Annotated in this window: 17 protein-coding genes and 1 pseudogene; 3 read left to right on the top strand and 15 right to left on the bottom strand. The window is 28.8% G+C overall.

The annotated features are described in order from the left end of the window. Positions 1–199: 199 nt before the first annotated feature. A complete protein-coding gene (locus IC218_RS02850; RefSeq protein WP_227433028.1) occupies positions 200–406 on the bottom strand; it encodes a helix-turn-helix domain-containing protein in 207 nt (68 codons plus the stop codon). A gap of 158 nt (positions 407–564) precedes the next feature. On the opposite strand from IC218_RS02850, the gene IC218_RS02845 reads away from it, so the two are divergent. The 3 genes from IC218_RS02845 to IC218_RS02835 all read left to right on the top strand — a co-directional run bounded on the left by IC218_RS02845 (position 565) and on the right by IC218_RS02835 (position 2,678). Next, a complete protein-coding gene (locus IC218_RS02845; protein WP_227823776.1) occupies positions 565–783 on the top strand; it encodes a hypothetical protein in 219 nt (72 codons plus the stop codon). A gap of 577 nt (positions 784–1,360) precedes the next feature. After that, a complete protein-coding gene (locus tag IC218_RS02840; protein ID WP_227433025.1) occupies positions 1,361–2,329 on the top strand; it encodes a CPBP family intramembrane glutamic endopeptidase in 969 nt (322 codons plus the stop codon). Between the two features lie 31 nt (positions 2,330–2,360). Beyond that, positions 2,361–2,678 carry a hypothetical protein gene (locus IC218_RS02835; protein ID WP_227433024.1) on the top strand — a complete coding sequence of 106 codons (318 nt, stop codon included), beginning with the start codon at positions 2,361–2,363 and terminating at the stop codon, positions 2,676–2,678. A gap of 84 nt (positions 2,679–2,762) precedes the next feature. On the opposite strand, the gene IC218_RS02830 is transcribed toward IC218_RS02835, so the two are convergent. From IC218_RS02830 to IC218_RS02765, 14 genes and pseudogenes are all read right to left on the bottom strand, one after another. After that, complete coding sequence (locus tag IC218_RS02830) at positions 2,763–3,416, bottom strand: hypothetical protein (protein ID WP_227433023.1); 654 nt, start codon at positions 3,414–3,416, stop codon at positions 2,763–2,765. 99 nt (positions 3,417–3,515) lie between these two features. After that, a complete protein-coding gene (locus IC218_RS02825) occupies positions 3,516–3,758 on the bottom strand; it encodes a hypothetical protein (RefSeq protein ID WP_227823775.1) in 243 nt (80 codons plus the stop codon). Positions 3,759–3,961: 203 nt separating this feature from the next. After that, positions 3,962–4,081, bottom strand: a pseudogene (locus IC218_RS02820) (cell wall hydrolase); the annotation flags it as partial. 109 nt (positions 4,082–4,190) lie between these two features. Next, entirely contained in the window at positions 4,191–4,781 is a 591-nt protein-coding gene (gene epsC / locus IC218_RS02815; RefSeq protein WP_227823774.1) for a serine O-acetyltransferase EpsC, read from the bottom strand. A gap of 26 nt (positions 4,782–4,807) precedes the next feature. Further along, positions 4,808–5,716, bottom strand: a complete 909-nt coding sequence (gene cysK, locus IC218_RS02810; RefSeq protein WP_227433021.1) for a cysteine synthase A — start codon at positions 5,714–5,716, stop codon at positions 4,808–4,810. A 237-nt stretch (positions 5,717–5,953) separates the two neighbouring features. Further along, a complete protein-coding gene (locus IC218_RS02805) occupies positions 5,954–6,580 on the bottom strand; it encodes a K(+)-transporting ATPase subunit C (protein ID WP_227433020.1) in 627 nt (208 codons plus the stop codon). 18 nt (positions 6,581–6,598) lie between these two features. Next, on the bottom strand, positions 6,599–8,656 hold the full coding sequence (gene kdpB / locus IC218_RS02800) for a potassium-transporting ATPase subunit KdpB (RefSeq protein WP_227823773.1): 2,058 nt from the start codon (positions 8,654–8,656) through the stop codon (positions 6,599–6,601). A 24-nt stretch (positions 8,657–8,680) separates the two neighbouring features. After that, the gene (kdpA, locus tag IC218_RS02795; protein ID WP_255616310.1) at positions 8,681–10,357 is read right to left on the bottom strand and encodes a potassium-transporting ATPase subunit KdpA; all 1,677 of its coding nucleotides are present in this window, start codon (positions 10,355–10,357) and stop codon (positions 8,681–8,683) included. A 46-nt stretch (positions 10,358–10,403) separates the two neighbouring features. Beyond that, positions 10,404–10,481, bottom strand: a complete 78-nt coding sequence (gene kdpF / locus IC218_RS22140; RefSeq protein WP_227433307.1) for a K(+)-transporting ATPase subunit F — start codon at positions 10,479–10,481, stop codon at positions 10,404–10,406. Positions 10,482–10,504: 23 nt separating this feature from the next. Beyond that, on the bottom strand, positions 10,505–10,648 hold the full coding sequence (locus tag IC218_RS02785; protein WP_227823772.1) for a hypothetical protein: 144 nt from the start codon (positions 10,646–10,648) through the stop codon (positions 10,505–10,507). A gap of 168 nt (positions 10,649–10,816) precedes the next feature. Next, on the bottom strand, positions 10,817–11,461 hold the full coding sequence (locus IC218_RS02780) for a YitT family protein (protein WP_227823771.1): 645 nt from the start codon (positions 11,459–11,461) through the stop codon (positions 10,817–10,819). Positions 11,462–11,829: 368 nt separating this feature from the next. Then, positions 11,830–12,792 (bottom strand): sugar ABC transporter substrate-binding protein, encoded by a 963-nt coding sequence (locus tag IC218_RS02775; protein WP_227482379.1) that lies wholly within the window; start codon positions 12,790–12,792, stop codon positions 11,830–11,832. Positions 12,793–12,815: 23 nt separating this feature from the next. After that, positions 12,816–13,766, bottom strand: coding sequence for an ABC transporter permease (locus tag IC218_RS02770; protein WP_227823770.1), 951 nt, complete (start codon positions 13,764–13,766; stop codon positions 12,816–12,818). 24 nt (positions 13,767–13,790) lie between these two features. Next, the gene (locus IC218_RS02765) at positions 13,791–15,287 is read right to left on the bottom strand and encodes a sugar ABC transporter ATP-binding protein (protein ID WP_227482377.1); all 1,497 of its coding nucleotides are present in this window, start codon (positions 15,285–15,287) and stop codon (positions 13,791–13,793) included. Between the last annotated feature and the right edge of the window lie 9 nt (positions 15,288–15,296).

Here is a 15,296-nt window from a genome sequence, read left to right as displayed (position 1 = left end):
CTTTTTTATTATGTCCTCAAATTTGAAAATAATACCTTTTCAAAATAAATTTTATAAAATTTATTAGTTGTGTTATGATTATTTTTCTTTATAATCTGATAAAACCTTGTCCATTGTATAAAACTTAATCTATTATTTCTATATTTTCTAATGCCCTATAAAACATATTAGTATCATATACTTTTTAAGATAAATATTACTACTCAATATCTTTTTTAATCTCAACAATATCTTCTATGTTACAATCTAATGCCAAACATATTTTTTCCATTGTAGCCATAGAGACAACTTTATCCTCGTTCAATTTACTAATACTTGAACTTCCTAGTCCTGTCATTTCTTTAAATTCCATTTTTTTTATTTTTTTATCAATTAATAATTTCCATAAGCGATTGTATGAAATCATTTTATCACCTCTTTTAATTTATTTTATCATAATTAACCCATTAAGGGCAATATTTCTCTTTTATAGTTAATTTTTCTTGACTTTATTATGAAATAGTAATATTATTAAATTAACCTTAAAAGGTTAATATTAACTACTTAAGGATTGGAAAGCATAGTATGGCACCTTGTTTTAATGCTGAAGGCTTAGTTATAGAAGATAAAGAAAATGTATCTACTGCAGAAAAATATTTCGTAATAAGCAGATACTATGATGATGGCAAAACTATTGCTTTTATAGAAATAAATAACACTAAATACAAGACTGAATATGTTAGAAACTTTGACCAGTATGTAGACGAATTTTTTATTTTGGAAGCGCTTACAAGAATGCCTTAGTGCTTAAGGGGTGATATAGATGTGTTTTAATACTTACATACTGAAAAGAGTTTTAAACAACAAGTAACTAGAATTAACTCGTAGTTTTGACCTAGATAATCTTATTGATACTGCAACAGAGATTTTGAAAAATAATAAGATTAATTTGATAATTATTGATGAAGTAAACAAGGTTGTTTGGAAAAATGAAAAAAGCACTCCCGCTCATGAGAATGCTTAGTTATAGCTATAGAAGTGTACTACCAATACACTTCTATTTTTTTATTATATCATATAATTTTGTGTATGAAAAAGACTCATTTAAATCAATTTTAAGATGTGTTAAGTAACGCTCTTGATAGTTTATACATTAATAAATATACAATATAATTATAACATGTCTTATGTTTTAGTATAATAATTTTCGTTCGTTTTATTATTACAACTTCTACTATAGTTTTATATAACCTGTTAATATTTGTAATATTTTAGATACTCTTTATACTTACATTGCTGCTATACTTTTATTAAGAAAATTAATACAATATGAATTTGTTATTATAGAAAAGAAAGTAATATGTTAAAGGAGGTTTTTGTATTGAAATTACAAGAAAAATGGATTGATTTATTAAATCCAAGATATATTGAAAATGAAGAAAAAAGAAAGAAAATACAGATTATAATATTTTTTTCTATAACTTTTGGCTTAACTTATTTATTAGGTTTTCTATTATATTTCAATAAGTTTATTGACCCAGGAAATTTTGCATCATTCATAATGATATTGCCTTTATCTTCTGTCGCTATTGCAAAATTTTACTCAGAAGGAAAAACTAATAATGAGTATAAGTTTTATTCATTAGTAATATTACTTTTTCTTAGTTATTTTTTATTATTTATTGCTAAATCATTTAACTTAATAAACCTCAATCAATCTCAATTAGTGAATTCTATATTAATTTTAATAAGCAGTTTATATCTTATTATTTATTCTTTTAAATCAAAAGAACTGTATATTCTAAAAAATGTAAGAACAGGTGCTTTATTAATTATCTACTTTATATTTTCTCAAGTTATCCTTGGATTAATAATAAGTAGAAATAATCTTAATTATAATGGTATTTTATTTTATCTGAACCTTACTATAATATCATTAATATATATTTATCCTTTTTTGTCTGAAGAATATGGCTGGAGATGTTTTTTACAAAGTATTTTCTTTAATAAATTTGACAAAAAAATAGGTGTTATAATTGTAGGTGTTTGTTGGAGTTTATGGCATTTACCTCTACAATTTACATTCTATAATCCAGATGCTCCAATACTGGGAAGTGTAATTCATTTAATTTATGGAATCGGACTTTCTATATTTTTAGGTTATGTTTATTTGAAAACTAAAAATATATGGATTTGTTCTATAATTCATGCTTTAGTTGATAGTTTAGATGTTATTTGTAATAGTTCTGAAATACCACTTAGCTATTATGTTATTTTAGAGAGACTTATATTTGTATCACTATTTTATCTTCCTTTCCTCTTTACAAAAGAATATAAACAACATACATAAAAAAATTATTATGCTAAAGGAGGTATATACTATGAACTTTGGAAATATCAATCTTATACTTATTGGAGTAGGAATTATAATATTAACTACAATAATATCTTTAATTAAACCTAAAACTAGTTTTTGCAGTGAAAAATATTTTAATAAATTAGAATCAACGTATGGAAATATAGATAAGAAAAGAACTGTTAAACTAGAAATACTTTCTCGCTATGTAATAGGTCTTGAATATATAGCAATAGGTTTATTCACAAGAAAATTAGACATTACAATAATAGCAATGATAATAGCAGCCATTATAACAACAGCATTATATTATCTAATTAGAAAGAAATATATAGCTATATAAAATCTAATAGGATTAATAGCAAAAGAAGGTAACAACTAACTAGTTGCTACCTTCTAAAATATACCTGATTTTATTGGGGGGTCTTTAAATTAAAGTATCTATATAATTTTTTTGCCCATTAATATTTTGATTTTTCTTGTATTTTTCAGCATCTTTATCTAACTTTTCTATTCTTGACTCAATTTTCTTTATTTCCTCTTGAGTCATACTCATAAAATCTTTAAGCATATTTTCAAGTTCTTCGCGAGTTTTACCTTCTAAAAATAAATTTTCAAGTTCTTTATCTTCTTTATCAATATGTTTTTGTTCTAGTTCTTCTGACTCTTTTTCATTATCGACGCCTTTTTGATCTAATTCTTCTACCTTTTCTTCATTTTTATCATTAAGTTCATCTGTATTTAATGATTCCTCTTTTTCTCCTGTATTTAGAGAAATTGGATATTCTTCCAAAATAGTATTTTTATTTTCTTCTTCTACATTACTATTTTTATTTTCTTCTTCTGATTTAAATAAATTTCTGATTGCTTCATTTATTTTTTTAGCATAAAGTTCTTGTTTATCTTTTAAATCTTTAATTCTATTATCAAGTTCTTGTTTTTGTTTCATGATATTAGATAAATAATTATTTTTTTCTATAGTTTCATTTTTCTTAATAATATTTGTATTTTTTTTTGTATTTTTTATGTTACTTTCATTATTTAATAAATATTGGCTTCTATATTGACTAGAAATTTTCATTATATTTACCTCTCCAAAATAAATTTATTCTTATATTAAAAAAGTAATTATATGTTAGTTTTAAAACCATTCATATAATTACTTTAAAACATACATTAATTACATATGTTGAGATATAAAAATACCAGAATACTTGCTTAATACATCTGCAAAATCATAATTTCTTCCATCTATAAACCATTTACCCTTCCATGTACTTGTATTCCCAGAAATGCTTATTGTATCTCCATTCTCAAGTCTAATATTTTTCTCGTTTTTTAAATTTATGTCCTTTTCCATTGCGTTTGAAATAACCAGATTAGAAAACGATAATGCTAAAATACTAATTGTTGCTAATGACATAGATGTTATTTTATTAAAATTTATACAATTATACCCCTTCAATTATCTTATATTTAATCATATCCTAGCACTATAGAGATAGATTTACAAGAAATCTGCATAACTAGTCAATAAACACGCAAAACTGGCTAATATTTTTAAAAAATTATTTTTTTTCATCAAATAGTAATAATTTATACAAATACCTTATATATTTTAAAATATTATCTATTTATGAAATCTAATGCTTTGTAAAGCGTATCAAACCTATCATTCCCCTTTATCATAGTGAATTTTTCTTTAGTCATAGAACCTATCTTTTCACATGCTCCACCACCAACAACAGCACCTACTCCTCCAAATAAAACTCCTTCTGCTAAAGCTCTTCCTATCCCACCTTTAGTCACAGTTTCACCATTTTCCAAAAGTTCATATTCTATAACATCACTATGACTATATATAATATACATTGTCTAACTCTTCGTATTCGTAGGATACTTCTCTTTTATTCTTTTTTACAGGTTCTAGATTTCTTATTTTCACTATTTTTGCTGGTATACCAACAACTGTGGCTCCATTAGGTACATCTTTAACAACAACTGAATTTGCACCTATTTTTGAATTAGAACCGATATTTAAAGCTCCTAGTATTTTTGTTCCAGCTCCAATTAATACATCATCGCCAACAGTTGGATGTCTCTTGCCAGTATCCTTTCCTGTAGCACCTAAAGTAGCTCCTTGATATATTGTTACTCTATTTCCCACTTCAGCTGTTTCGCCAATTACAACACCCATTCCATGGTCTATCAAAATACCTTCTCCCATTTTAGCTCCAGGATGTATTTCTATACCAGTCATAAATCTGGATATCTGGGATATTAATCTAGCTGAAAAAAGCATCTTCTTCTTATAAAGAAAATGAGCTATTCTATGCATTATCATTGCATGCACTGATGGATATAGTAAAAAAACTTCTATCTTAGATTTAGCTGCTGGATCATTCTTCATTATATATTCAATATCTTTATTTATTTTTTTAAACAAAGTATTCACTCCCTCAAATAAAATTATTAAAATATTCCCATGGACATATATTTATCTACTCCATCTGGAGCTACTGTTACTATTTTTTTATTTGGATATTTTTTCGCCATTTCCATAGCTCCAAATATATTTGCTCCAGAAGATATACCTACCAAAATCCCTTCCTTTGATGCAAGTAATTTAACTGTATCAAAAGCATCTTCATCATCAACTAATATTACTTCATCAACTACACTAGAATCATAATTTTCAGGAACAAAGTTAGCTCCTATTCCTTGTATTTTATGAGGTCCAGTTTTATTTTCTGATATAGCTGGAGATTTTTTTGGCTCAAGTGCAACTACTTTTATATTTGGATTTTGCTCTTTTAAATATCTTGCAGTCCCTATTAAAGTACCACCTGTTCCAACTCCACATACAAATATATCTAAATCTCTAACATCATTCATAATTTCAACTGCTGTTGTTTTATAATGTGCATTTGGATTGTCTTTATTTTCAAATTGTTTCAAACTTTTATAGTTTGGATTTTCTCTCAATAGTTCATTTGCTTTTTCTATAGAGCCTGACATTCCAGCTTTTCCATCTGTAAGTACTAAATTTGCTCCATAAGCCTTCATTAAATCTCGTCTCTCGATACTCATAGTCTCTGGCATTACTATTACTACTTCATATCCTTTTAATCTTCCTATCATGGATAATGCAATACCAGTGTTGCCACTAGTTGCTTCTACTAGTACATCACCCTTTTTTAATTCTCCTCTTTTTTCTAATCCTTCTAGCATTTCATAAACTGCTCTATCTTTTATACTTCCTGCTGGATTTACTTTTTCTAATTTTACATATATGTTAGAACACCCGTTAGTACATCCTAAATTATTTAACCTTACTACAGGTGTGTTTCCTATCAACTCTAATGCGTTATTATATAACATACTACTTCCTCCTATATGTCCAATTCTATTATCAAATTGATAACGATAAATATATTATAGTATTATCATTTTGATAATGCAACCTTTTTTTGGATTTTATCCCTTCAATTGTTTTATTTCTAATATTAATAATATTCAAACAAAAAAAGTGAAAATCATTATCGATTTTCACTCTTCAAACTTCAAGCTTTATGCTAAGTCATACACAATACTTCACTACAAAAATTCTACGAAATACTATATAAGACCTAATATTTTTGCAACCTCTACATTAACCTTTAACACATTAACTCTATCTTCACCTAAAACTCCGAAAAGTTTTTTTGAAGTATTATCATCTACAATTTTTTGTAATTTACTCTCTGATATTCCTGATACTTTTGCTATAGCAGGTATCTGAACCTTTGCAGAAGCGGGACTTATATTAGGGTCAAGTCCTGAACCTGATGCTGTAAGCAAATCTGTTGGTATATCTTCTTTTTTTACACCTGGATTATCCTTCAAAAACTGTTCAATGTCTTTTTGAACTCTATCATGAAGCTCTGGATTAGTTGCTCCATAATTAAAAGAACCTGATGAAACACCGCCATAAACTGTATTTCCATCCTTATCTGGTATTAAATCTTCTTTTGTATAAGTATTATAGTTTACTGATGAAACTCTTCCCTTAAAAAATCTTGCATCTGTAAAACTTTGACCAATAAGCTCTGAACCAACCTTTACGCCATTTACTTCTATCATACTTCCATTAGCTTTATCTTTAAATGCAACTTGACTTACGCCTGTTAAAACAAGTGGATATACAAGTCCGCAAACAAATAACAATACAAGACTTACAAGCAATGCTGGTTTTAATGTTTTCATTTTTATATCCTCCATTTATTAACCTAAATTAAGAACCATTACTAAAGGTGTAATTAATAAATCAATTACTTTTATTCCTAAAAATGGTACTATAACCCCACCAAGACCAAAAATAAGCATATTTCTCATTAGCATAGCTTGCGATTTCATAGGTCTATATTTTACCCCTTTCATAGCAAGAGGTATTAAACATGGGATAATTATAGCATTAAATATTAAAGCTGATAATATCGCACTAAATGATGTAGAAAGCTTCATTATATTTAATATCTCCATTTGAGGTATTGCAAGGGTAAATATAGCTGGTATAATTGCAAAGTATTTTGCAATATCATTTGCTATACTGAATGTTGTTAAAGCACCACGTGTTATTAAAAGCTGTTTTCCTATTTCAACCACTTCTAATATTTTAGTTGGGTCTGAATCTAAATCTACCATGTTTGCTGCTTCCTTTGCAGATGTTGTACCACTATTCATAGCAAGACCCACATCTGCTTGAGCAAGTGCAGGAGCATCATTTGTTCCATCCCCTGTCATAGCAACTATTTTACCTTCAGATTGTTCTTTTTTTATTGCCTCTATCTTATCTTCTGGTTTACATTCTGCAATAAATCCATCTACTCCAGCCTCTCTTGCAATTGTGGCTGCTGTTAAAGGATTATCTCCTGTACACATGATTGTCTTTATTCCTATCTCACGAAGTCTAGCAAATCTTTCTACAAGACCTGATTTTACTGTATCCTTTAAGTAGATAATACCGTATATCTCATTATCGACACACACTACTAGAGGTGTACCACCTAATTTTGCTACTCTATTCACACTTTCTTCTAAATCGTCTGGTACTAATCCACCAGAAGATTTTACTCGATTTATTATACTGTCATAAGCCCCTTTTCTAATAGCTGTTCCATCAGATAAATTTATACCACTCATTCTAGTTTGTGCAGAGAATTCTACAAACTCAGCTTCTTCAGCCTCTTTTGTTTTTCCTGTTGAACCTAGTTTTATCCCTAAATCAACTATAGACTTTCCTTCTGGTGTGTCATCTTTTAATGAGCACATAACAGCATAGTTTATTAAATTTTTTGAATCTGCATTTCCAACTGCTATAAATTCTGATGCAAGTCTATTTCCATAAGTAATAGTACCTGTCTTATCCAAAATCATAGTATCAACATCACCACAAGCTTCTACTGCTTTTCCTGACATTGCAATAACATTGAATCTAGTTACTCTATCCATACCTGCAATACCAATAGCTGACAATAATCCACCTATAGTAGTTGGTATTAAACACACCAAAAGTGCTATCATAGTAGAAATTGGAATCTTTACACCTGCATAATTTGCCATTGGATAAAGAGAGATTAAAACAACCATAAATATAAGTGTTAATCCCACCAATAAAGTATTTAAAGCAATTTCATTTGGTGTTTTTTGTCTTGAAGCTCCTTCTACAAGAGCTATCATTTTATCTAAGAAGGATTCTCCTGGTTTTGTTGTTATTTTTATTTTTAGCCAGTCACTTACAACTGTAGTTCCTCCTGTAACAGAAGCGAAATCTCCTCCAGATTCTCTCATAACAGGTGCAGATTCTCCAGTTATTGCTGACTCATCCACAGAAGCTATACCTTCTATTACTTCTCCATCATTTGGAATAACTTCTCCTGCATTGACTAAAACAATATCTCCCAGTTTTAGCTCGCTTGCACTTATCATTTTTTCATTTCCTAATTTATCTAAAACTCTTGCAACTGTATCTTTTCTAGTTTTCTTTAATGTATCTGCTTGTGCTTTTCCTCTACCTTCAGCTACAGCTTCAGCAAAATTTGCAAAAAGAACAGTTATAAATAGTATTATTGTTACAATCCCATTATAAGCTCTTAAGTTATTACCTTCATCTCCAAACAAACTAGGTACTATTGTAAGTATCAAAGTTACTATAAATCCAATCTCTACAACAAACATAACTGGATTTTTCATCATATATTTAGGATTTAATTTTTTAAAAGCTTCTATAATGGAAGTTTTGAAAATATCTTTTGTAATAAACTTTGTTTTTTTAGTTTCCATAAAATTTTACTCCCTCCCAATTTTTTAGTGCCATAATACTAGATGCTCTGAAATAGGTCCAAGCGCTAAGGCTGGGAAAAATGTTAAAGCACCAACAATTAAAACAACCAATACTAAAATTATTGTAAATGTGAAATTATCAGTTCTAAGTGTTCCTATGCTTTCATTTACAGAGTTCTTAGATGCTAATAAACTTGATATTGCAAGTAATATTATAATAGACACATATCTTCCAAAAAACATAACTATACCTGTTGTTATATTCCAGAACATAGTATTATCTCCTAAACCTTCAAATCCTGAGCCATTATTAGCTGCTGAAGATGCAAACTCATACAAAACCTGTGATAATCCATGGAATCCAGGATTTGAAATTCCCTCAAGACCTGCTGGTAGTGCTACTGCAAGTCCAGAGAACATAAGTATCAAAAGTGGATGTAATATAATAAGTAAAGCTATAAGCTTCATTTCTTTTCCTTCAATTTTCTTAGTTAAGAATTCTGGTGTTCTTCCTACCATTAATCCACATAAAAATACTGCTATTATAGCGTACATTAGCATATTCATAAGGCCTACACCTTTACCACCAAATACGACATTTAACATCATATTTAAAAGTGGTACTAATCCTCCTAGAGGAGTTAAAGTATCATGCATATTGTTAACTGTACCAGTTGTAAATGAAGTCGTCACTGTCGTAAACAATGCTGATTGAGCTATACCAAATCTAACTTCTTTACCTTCCATACTTCCCATGCTTTGATTAAGTCCTAATTGTGATAAGATAGGATTTCCTGCACTTTCTGCTCTAAAACAAACCATTAAACCTATTAAAAATATGATTGACATTGCACCAAATACAACCCAACCTTGTTTTTTATTCTTTATCATATGTCCAAATGCAACAACACAAGCTCCTGGTAATATCATCATAGATAACATCTCTACTATATTTGATATTATTGTTGGATTTTCAAATGGATGTGATGAATTTGAACCAAAAAATCCTCCTCCATTTGTTCCTAAGTGTTTTATTGATTCAAGTGCTGCCACAGGACCTTTAGCTATATCTTGAAGTTTTCCTTCTATAGTAGTTACTGTTTCTGTACCAGCAAAAGTTTGTGGTACTCCTTGTGTAACTAATATAACACCAACAATTAAAGCCCCTGGTAAAAGTACTCTTGTTGTTATTCTAATTAAATCTACATAAAAGTTGCCTAATGTTTTCTTTTTGCCTACTAACCCTCTTGCAAATGCCATGGCCGCTGCATATCCTGTTGCTGCTGATGTAAACATCATGTATATTATCACTGTCATTTGACTAAGATATGAAAGCCCTGTTTCACCTGAGTAATGTTGAAGATTCGTGTTTGTCATAAAACTTATTATTGTATTAAATGATAAACTTTGTTCCATACCTTTAATTCCATTAGGATTAAAAATATGCATGCTCTGAGTTCTAAGTATTACATATCCTATAAACACCATGACTGCATTTGTAACTAATAAAGCTAAAGCATATTGCTTCCAATTCATTTCTTTTTTCTTATCTATACTACATACCTTATATATTCCATTGTCTATTTTATCAAACACTTTATCTCCAAATGTTTTTTGATTAGTGGATATATGATATAAATATTTACCCATAGGTATTACTAAAACCATAAATATCGCCAATACTATTACTATCTGTACCATAAAAATTTTCCCCCCCAATTCAACTTGCTTATTACCTCTATACTATTTAGAATTTTTCAGGATTAATAAGCGCATACACCAAATATACTATCAACATTACAATTACAACTGCCAGAAACCACATAGGTAATACCTCCATACATTACATTATTTTTTTTCAGTTTGTTTCCCACACCAGCCAGCAAGCAACTTCATGGAAATAAATCCTATAGCCAGTGACACTATCATCACTATATCTAACATTTCGACTCCTCCGTTTACTTTAGTTTCTTTGATACGTTTTGGTTTCATATTGCTACTTCATTTATCTTATCATTTTAGGTATAAAGATAGGGTTAAGATACATCTATTATTGATTAGTATTGCATAAATATAAAATTAGCTCTTCTCTACTTAATTTAGACATAAAAAAAGGAGGCAAGTTTGCCACCTTTCAAAAATACTGTTATTTAGTTTATATTAACATTCTGGAACTATTTCATTACTCATATCCATACTCATATCCATATCTAAATTTTTACCATGATAGTAAATAAAATCAATTACTTTACCACTAATCGTAACAGCAATTAAAGAATAAAAAATATCAAATGCGGATAGGTAAACTAATGATAACAACAATACAATAACATCTGTTGCTAGATAAACTTGCCCTATGTTCAAAGATGTAGTCTTAGAAATTACTAATGCTAAAGCATCGTCTCCTCCCGATGCACAACCTGCTTTTACTATTATCCCTACTCCTACTCCTACAGTTATACCTGCCAAAATAGTTGATAAAAGCATATTTTGTGATTGTGGTACAAGAGGTCCTATAGCTTCAAATAAATCATATAATACTGAAAAACTTATAGAAGCTACTATTGAATATATTAGGAATTTTTTACCGAAAAATTTATATCCTACTAAAAGTAGTAAACCATCAATTACAATATTTGCTATTGCTGGTTGTATGTTGAATAAATTTTTTAACAGTAGTAAAATACCTAACACTCCACCTTCTGTTATGTTGTTTAGATAGTAAAAATTATAAACTCCAAATGCTAATATTGCTGAACCTAATAATATAAGTCCAATTCTTTCTAAAAATAACCGCCTGGCCATACATATCCCTTCCTTTTTCTTAATTTATATATATTATATACAAAAGAATTGGCTTTGTATACCACACTTTTTGAAACTTTAATTATACAAAATTTTTTTATTTTTTTCAATAGTTTTTTTATGTTTTTTTATGTTTTTTTAATAATTCTTTTGAACCTTAGTATTTTCAATACTTTAAATGTTTTCTCATTTTACATAAGTTTATATTAATTTGACTTATAATTTAGTATAAATAAGTCTTTGTTTATATTAATTTTTTATTTGTTTAGAAATACTATCCAATAACTTATTACTAGCTTGGATTTAAAGAGAGAGTTACTTTAGAAACTATATAAAGTAACTCTCTCAATTTTAATGTATGTAATATCTTACCATTCACCCTTAAATTCTGAAATATTATCCTTGTTGACTTCAACTTGTTTAATTTGTGTAACAGGTTCAACTTTTTCGCCTTTAAGGAAATTAGATGCCTTTTCTATAACTAATGCACCTTCTTCAATAGCAGACATATAAGTTGTACCATCTATTAACCCATCAGTTACAGCTTTTAATCCGTCTTTACTTCCACCTAAACCTATAACTTTAACTTTATCTTTAAGACCAGCATCTTTTAAAGCTTGTCCTGCTCCTGTAGCAGAGTTATCATCTTGACATATTATAACATTAAAATCAGTTTTCTTTTGAATTAAATCTTCTGTTACCTTTAAGGCTTGCTCTTTCTCCCAATTTGAAGTTTGGTTATAAACTATTTGTATGTTACTATCTTTTAATTCTTTTTCAAGACCTTTTTTTCTTAATACTTGTGGAGTAGTTCCTGGAACACCTTCTATTAATACAGCTTTTCCACCAGCTTCTCCTAATAAGTTTTTAGCAATTTTACCTGTTAATGCTCCTGTTTCTTCCTCATTTTGCCCTATATAGGTAACTAAGCCTTTAAATTCTCCAGTTGAGTTACTTCCTATAGAATTTGTAAATGCTATTATAGGAACTTCTGAATCATTAGCAGCCTTAACTATTCTCTCGCTTACAGCAGAATCAACTCCACATAATGCAATCATATCTACTCCTTTAGCCATAAAATCTTCTGCTTGTGATAATTGTTTACTAGCATCCCATTGAGCATCTGCATATTCTACATTTACACCTAATTCTTTAGATTTTGCATCTATACCTTGTTTAGTTGCTACAAAATAACCTGTTGAACCTGGCAACAATACTGCTATCTTTTTTTCTCCATCTTTTCCTTTTCCACTATCATTTGAGCATCCAACTAAACTGAATATCATAGCAAGTGATAGTAATAATGCTAAATGTTTCATTAATTTTCTCATAAAAAATTTCCCCCTCTTATTTTTTATCTTGAAGCAAGCTTTTTCTTGCTATAAGAATCAAATCCAACTGCTGCTAAAATTATTAAACCTTTAAATATGTATTGGAAATATACATCTATTCCAAGAAGATTAAAACTGTTGTTTATAACACTCATAAGTAACACACCTATAACAGTTTTAAGTACAGAGCCAGAGCCTCCTGCTACTGATGTCCCTCCGATTACAACAGATGCAATAGCATCCATATCATAGCCTTCACCTGCAATCGCAGTTGCCGTTCCAAGTCTTCCAGTTAGTACAATCCCAGCTATTCCTGCAAGTACAGCATTAATAATAAATACTTTTATTTTATGGGAATCCACATTTATACCATTGAGTTTACTTGCTTCTTGATTACCTCCTACAGAATAAACATATCTACCAAACTTAGTTTTATTTAGTACAATAAATGCAACTAGTACTACTATAAAGAAAATTACTACTGGTATTGGTATATTAAATAAATATCCATTTCCAATATAATCGAGTATTGGTATATTTTCAGTAATTGGATATCCTCCTGTAAGCATCAAAAGCAATCCTCTTACAATAGTAACCATAGCCATAGTAGCTATTAGCGATGGTATATTTATCTTTGCAACTACTATCCCATTTATTAGTCCTATTACTGCACAAATTGCTATACCTAAAAGCATAGATACAAATAAATTGGTTCCACCAGTCGCAAATTTCATCGTTATAGCACCTGCAAGAGCTGCTACTGCCCCAACTGATATATCAAAGTTTCCAGATATTATAACAAAAGTCATACCTGCCGAAATTATTCCAATTATAGAAGATTGTCGCAAAAGATTAAGTATATTTTGTTTACCTAAAAATGATGGAGTTGCAACACTTATCGCTATACATAAAGCCAAAAAACCTAGTAATACTCCATAATCTCTTAAATTCAATTTCTCAAAAGCTTTTTTCATCTCAGTCCTCCATTTTCATTTCTTTTATACATTAAATATACTGTTCATTATATCTTGAACTTTTATATTCTCATTTTTTAAATCATCCACAATAGAACCTTCTCTTGTCACTAAAATTCTATCACTTACTCTTATTACTTCTTCCAAATCAGAAGATATAAAGATTACTCCTATCCCTTTACTTGAAAATTCTTTTATTGTATTAAAAATATCTTCTTTTGCAGCAATATCTATTCCCTTTGTTGGTTCGTCATATATTATTAAATCTAAGTCTTTGTCTAACCATTTAGAGACTACTACTTTTTGTTGATTTCCACCACTAAGTTCTTTTACTTCTTGTTTTACATCACTAACTTTTATTCCTAGTTCCTTGACACCCTTTTTAGAAAACTCAATTTCTCTATTTTTATCTATAAACAAGAATTTCTTAAATTTATCAATTTGTACTGATGCCGAATTAGTATATATAGCTTGTTCCAAAATTAGCCCAAGATTTTTTCTATCTTCAGGGATTAACCCTATTTTATTTTTTATAGCAACTTTAGGAGAAGTTATATCTACATTTTTACCATTAATAAATATATCTCCACTATCTTTATTATCTATCCCAAATATTAAATTTATAATTTCAGTTCTTCTTGAACCCACAAGACCTGCAAGACCTACAACTTCACCTCTATAAACTTTAAATGAAACATTTTTTATTTTATTAGACCAACTTACATTCTTAACATCTAATACAGGAGCTTCTTCATATTTTGCAAATGTATAATCCTTCTTCTCAATAAGTTTGTGATTATCATTTCCTGTCATAAGTTGAGTTATTTTTAATTTAGTTAAATCTTTTACATCATAAGTTCCAATCATAGTTCCATTTTTCATTATACTTGCACTATCACATATTTTAAAAACTTCCTCTAGTATATGAGAAATGTAAACTATAGTCTTACCTTTAGATTTCAATCTGTTTATTATTTTAAATAATCCTTCTTTTTCATTATTAGTAAGTGATGTTGTAGGTTCATCCATTATGATGATTTCAGAATTACATGAAACTGCTTTCATTATCTCAACCATTTGTTGATTTGCTACACTCAAATTAGACACTACTACATGTGGGTCTATATTAAAGTCAAAATCTTCACAAATTTTCATGTATTCTTCTAGCATATCTTTCTTATTTAAAAACACAATTCCTTTTAAAGTCTCTCTACCTAAAAAAATATTTTCAATAACTGTAAGAGTTGGTATTAAACTTAATTCTTGATAAATTATACTAATACCATTTTCTTTAGAATGATGTGGGTTTTTAAACATTATTTCATTGCCAGCTAAAATCACTTTACCTTTAGTTTGAGAATGGACTCCTCCTAGAATCTTAATAAGTGTAGATTTTCCTGCTCCATTAGCTCCTAAAAGGGCTCTTACTTCTCCTTTTTCTAGTTCAAAATCTATACCATTTAAAACGTCTACCTTTCCAAAACTTTTGTATATTTGTTGCATTTTTAGTATCTTACTCACTATATCACC

Source organism: Clostridioides sp. ES-S-0005-03, from assembly GCF_020658455.1.
Classification (GTDB): domain Bacteria; phylum Bacillota; class Clostridia; order Peptostreptococcales; family Peptostreptococcaceae; genus Clostridioides.
The sequence above is the reverse complement of the archived record's forward strand: the minus strand, read 5'-3'. Positions and strand labels throughout refer to the sequence as shown.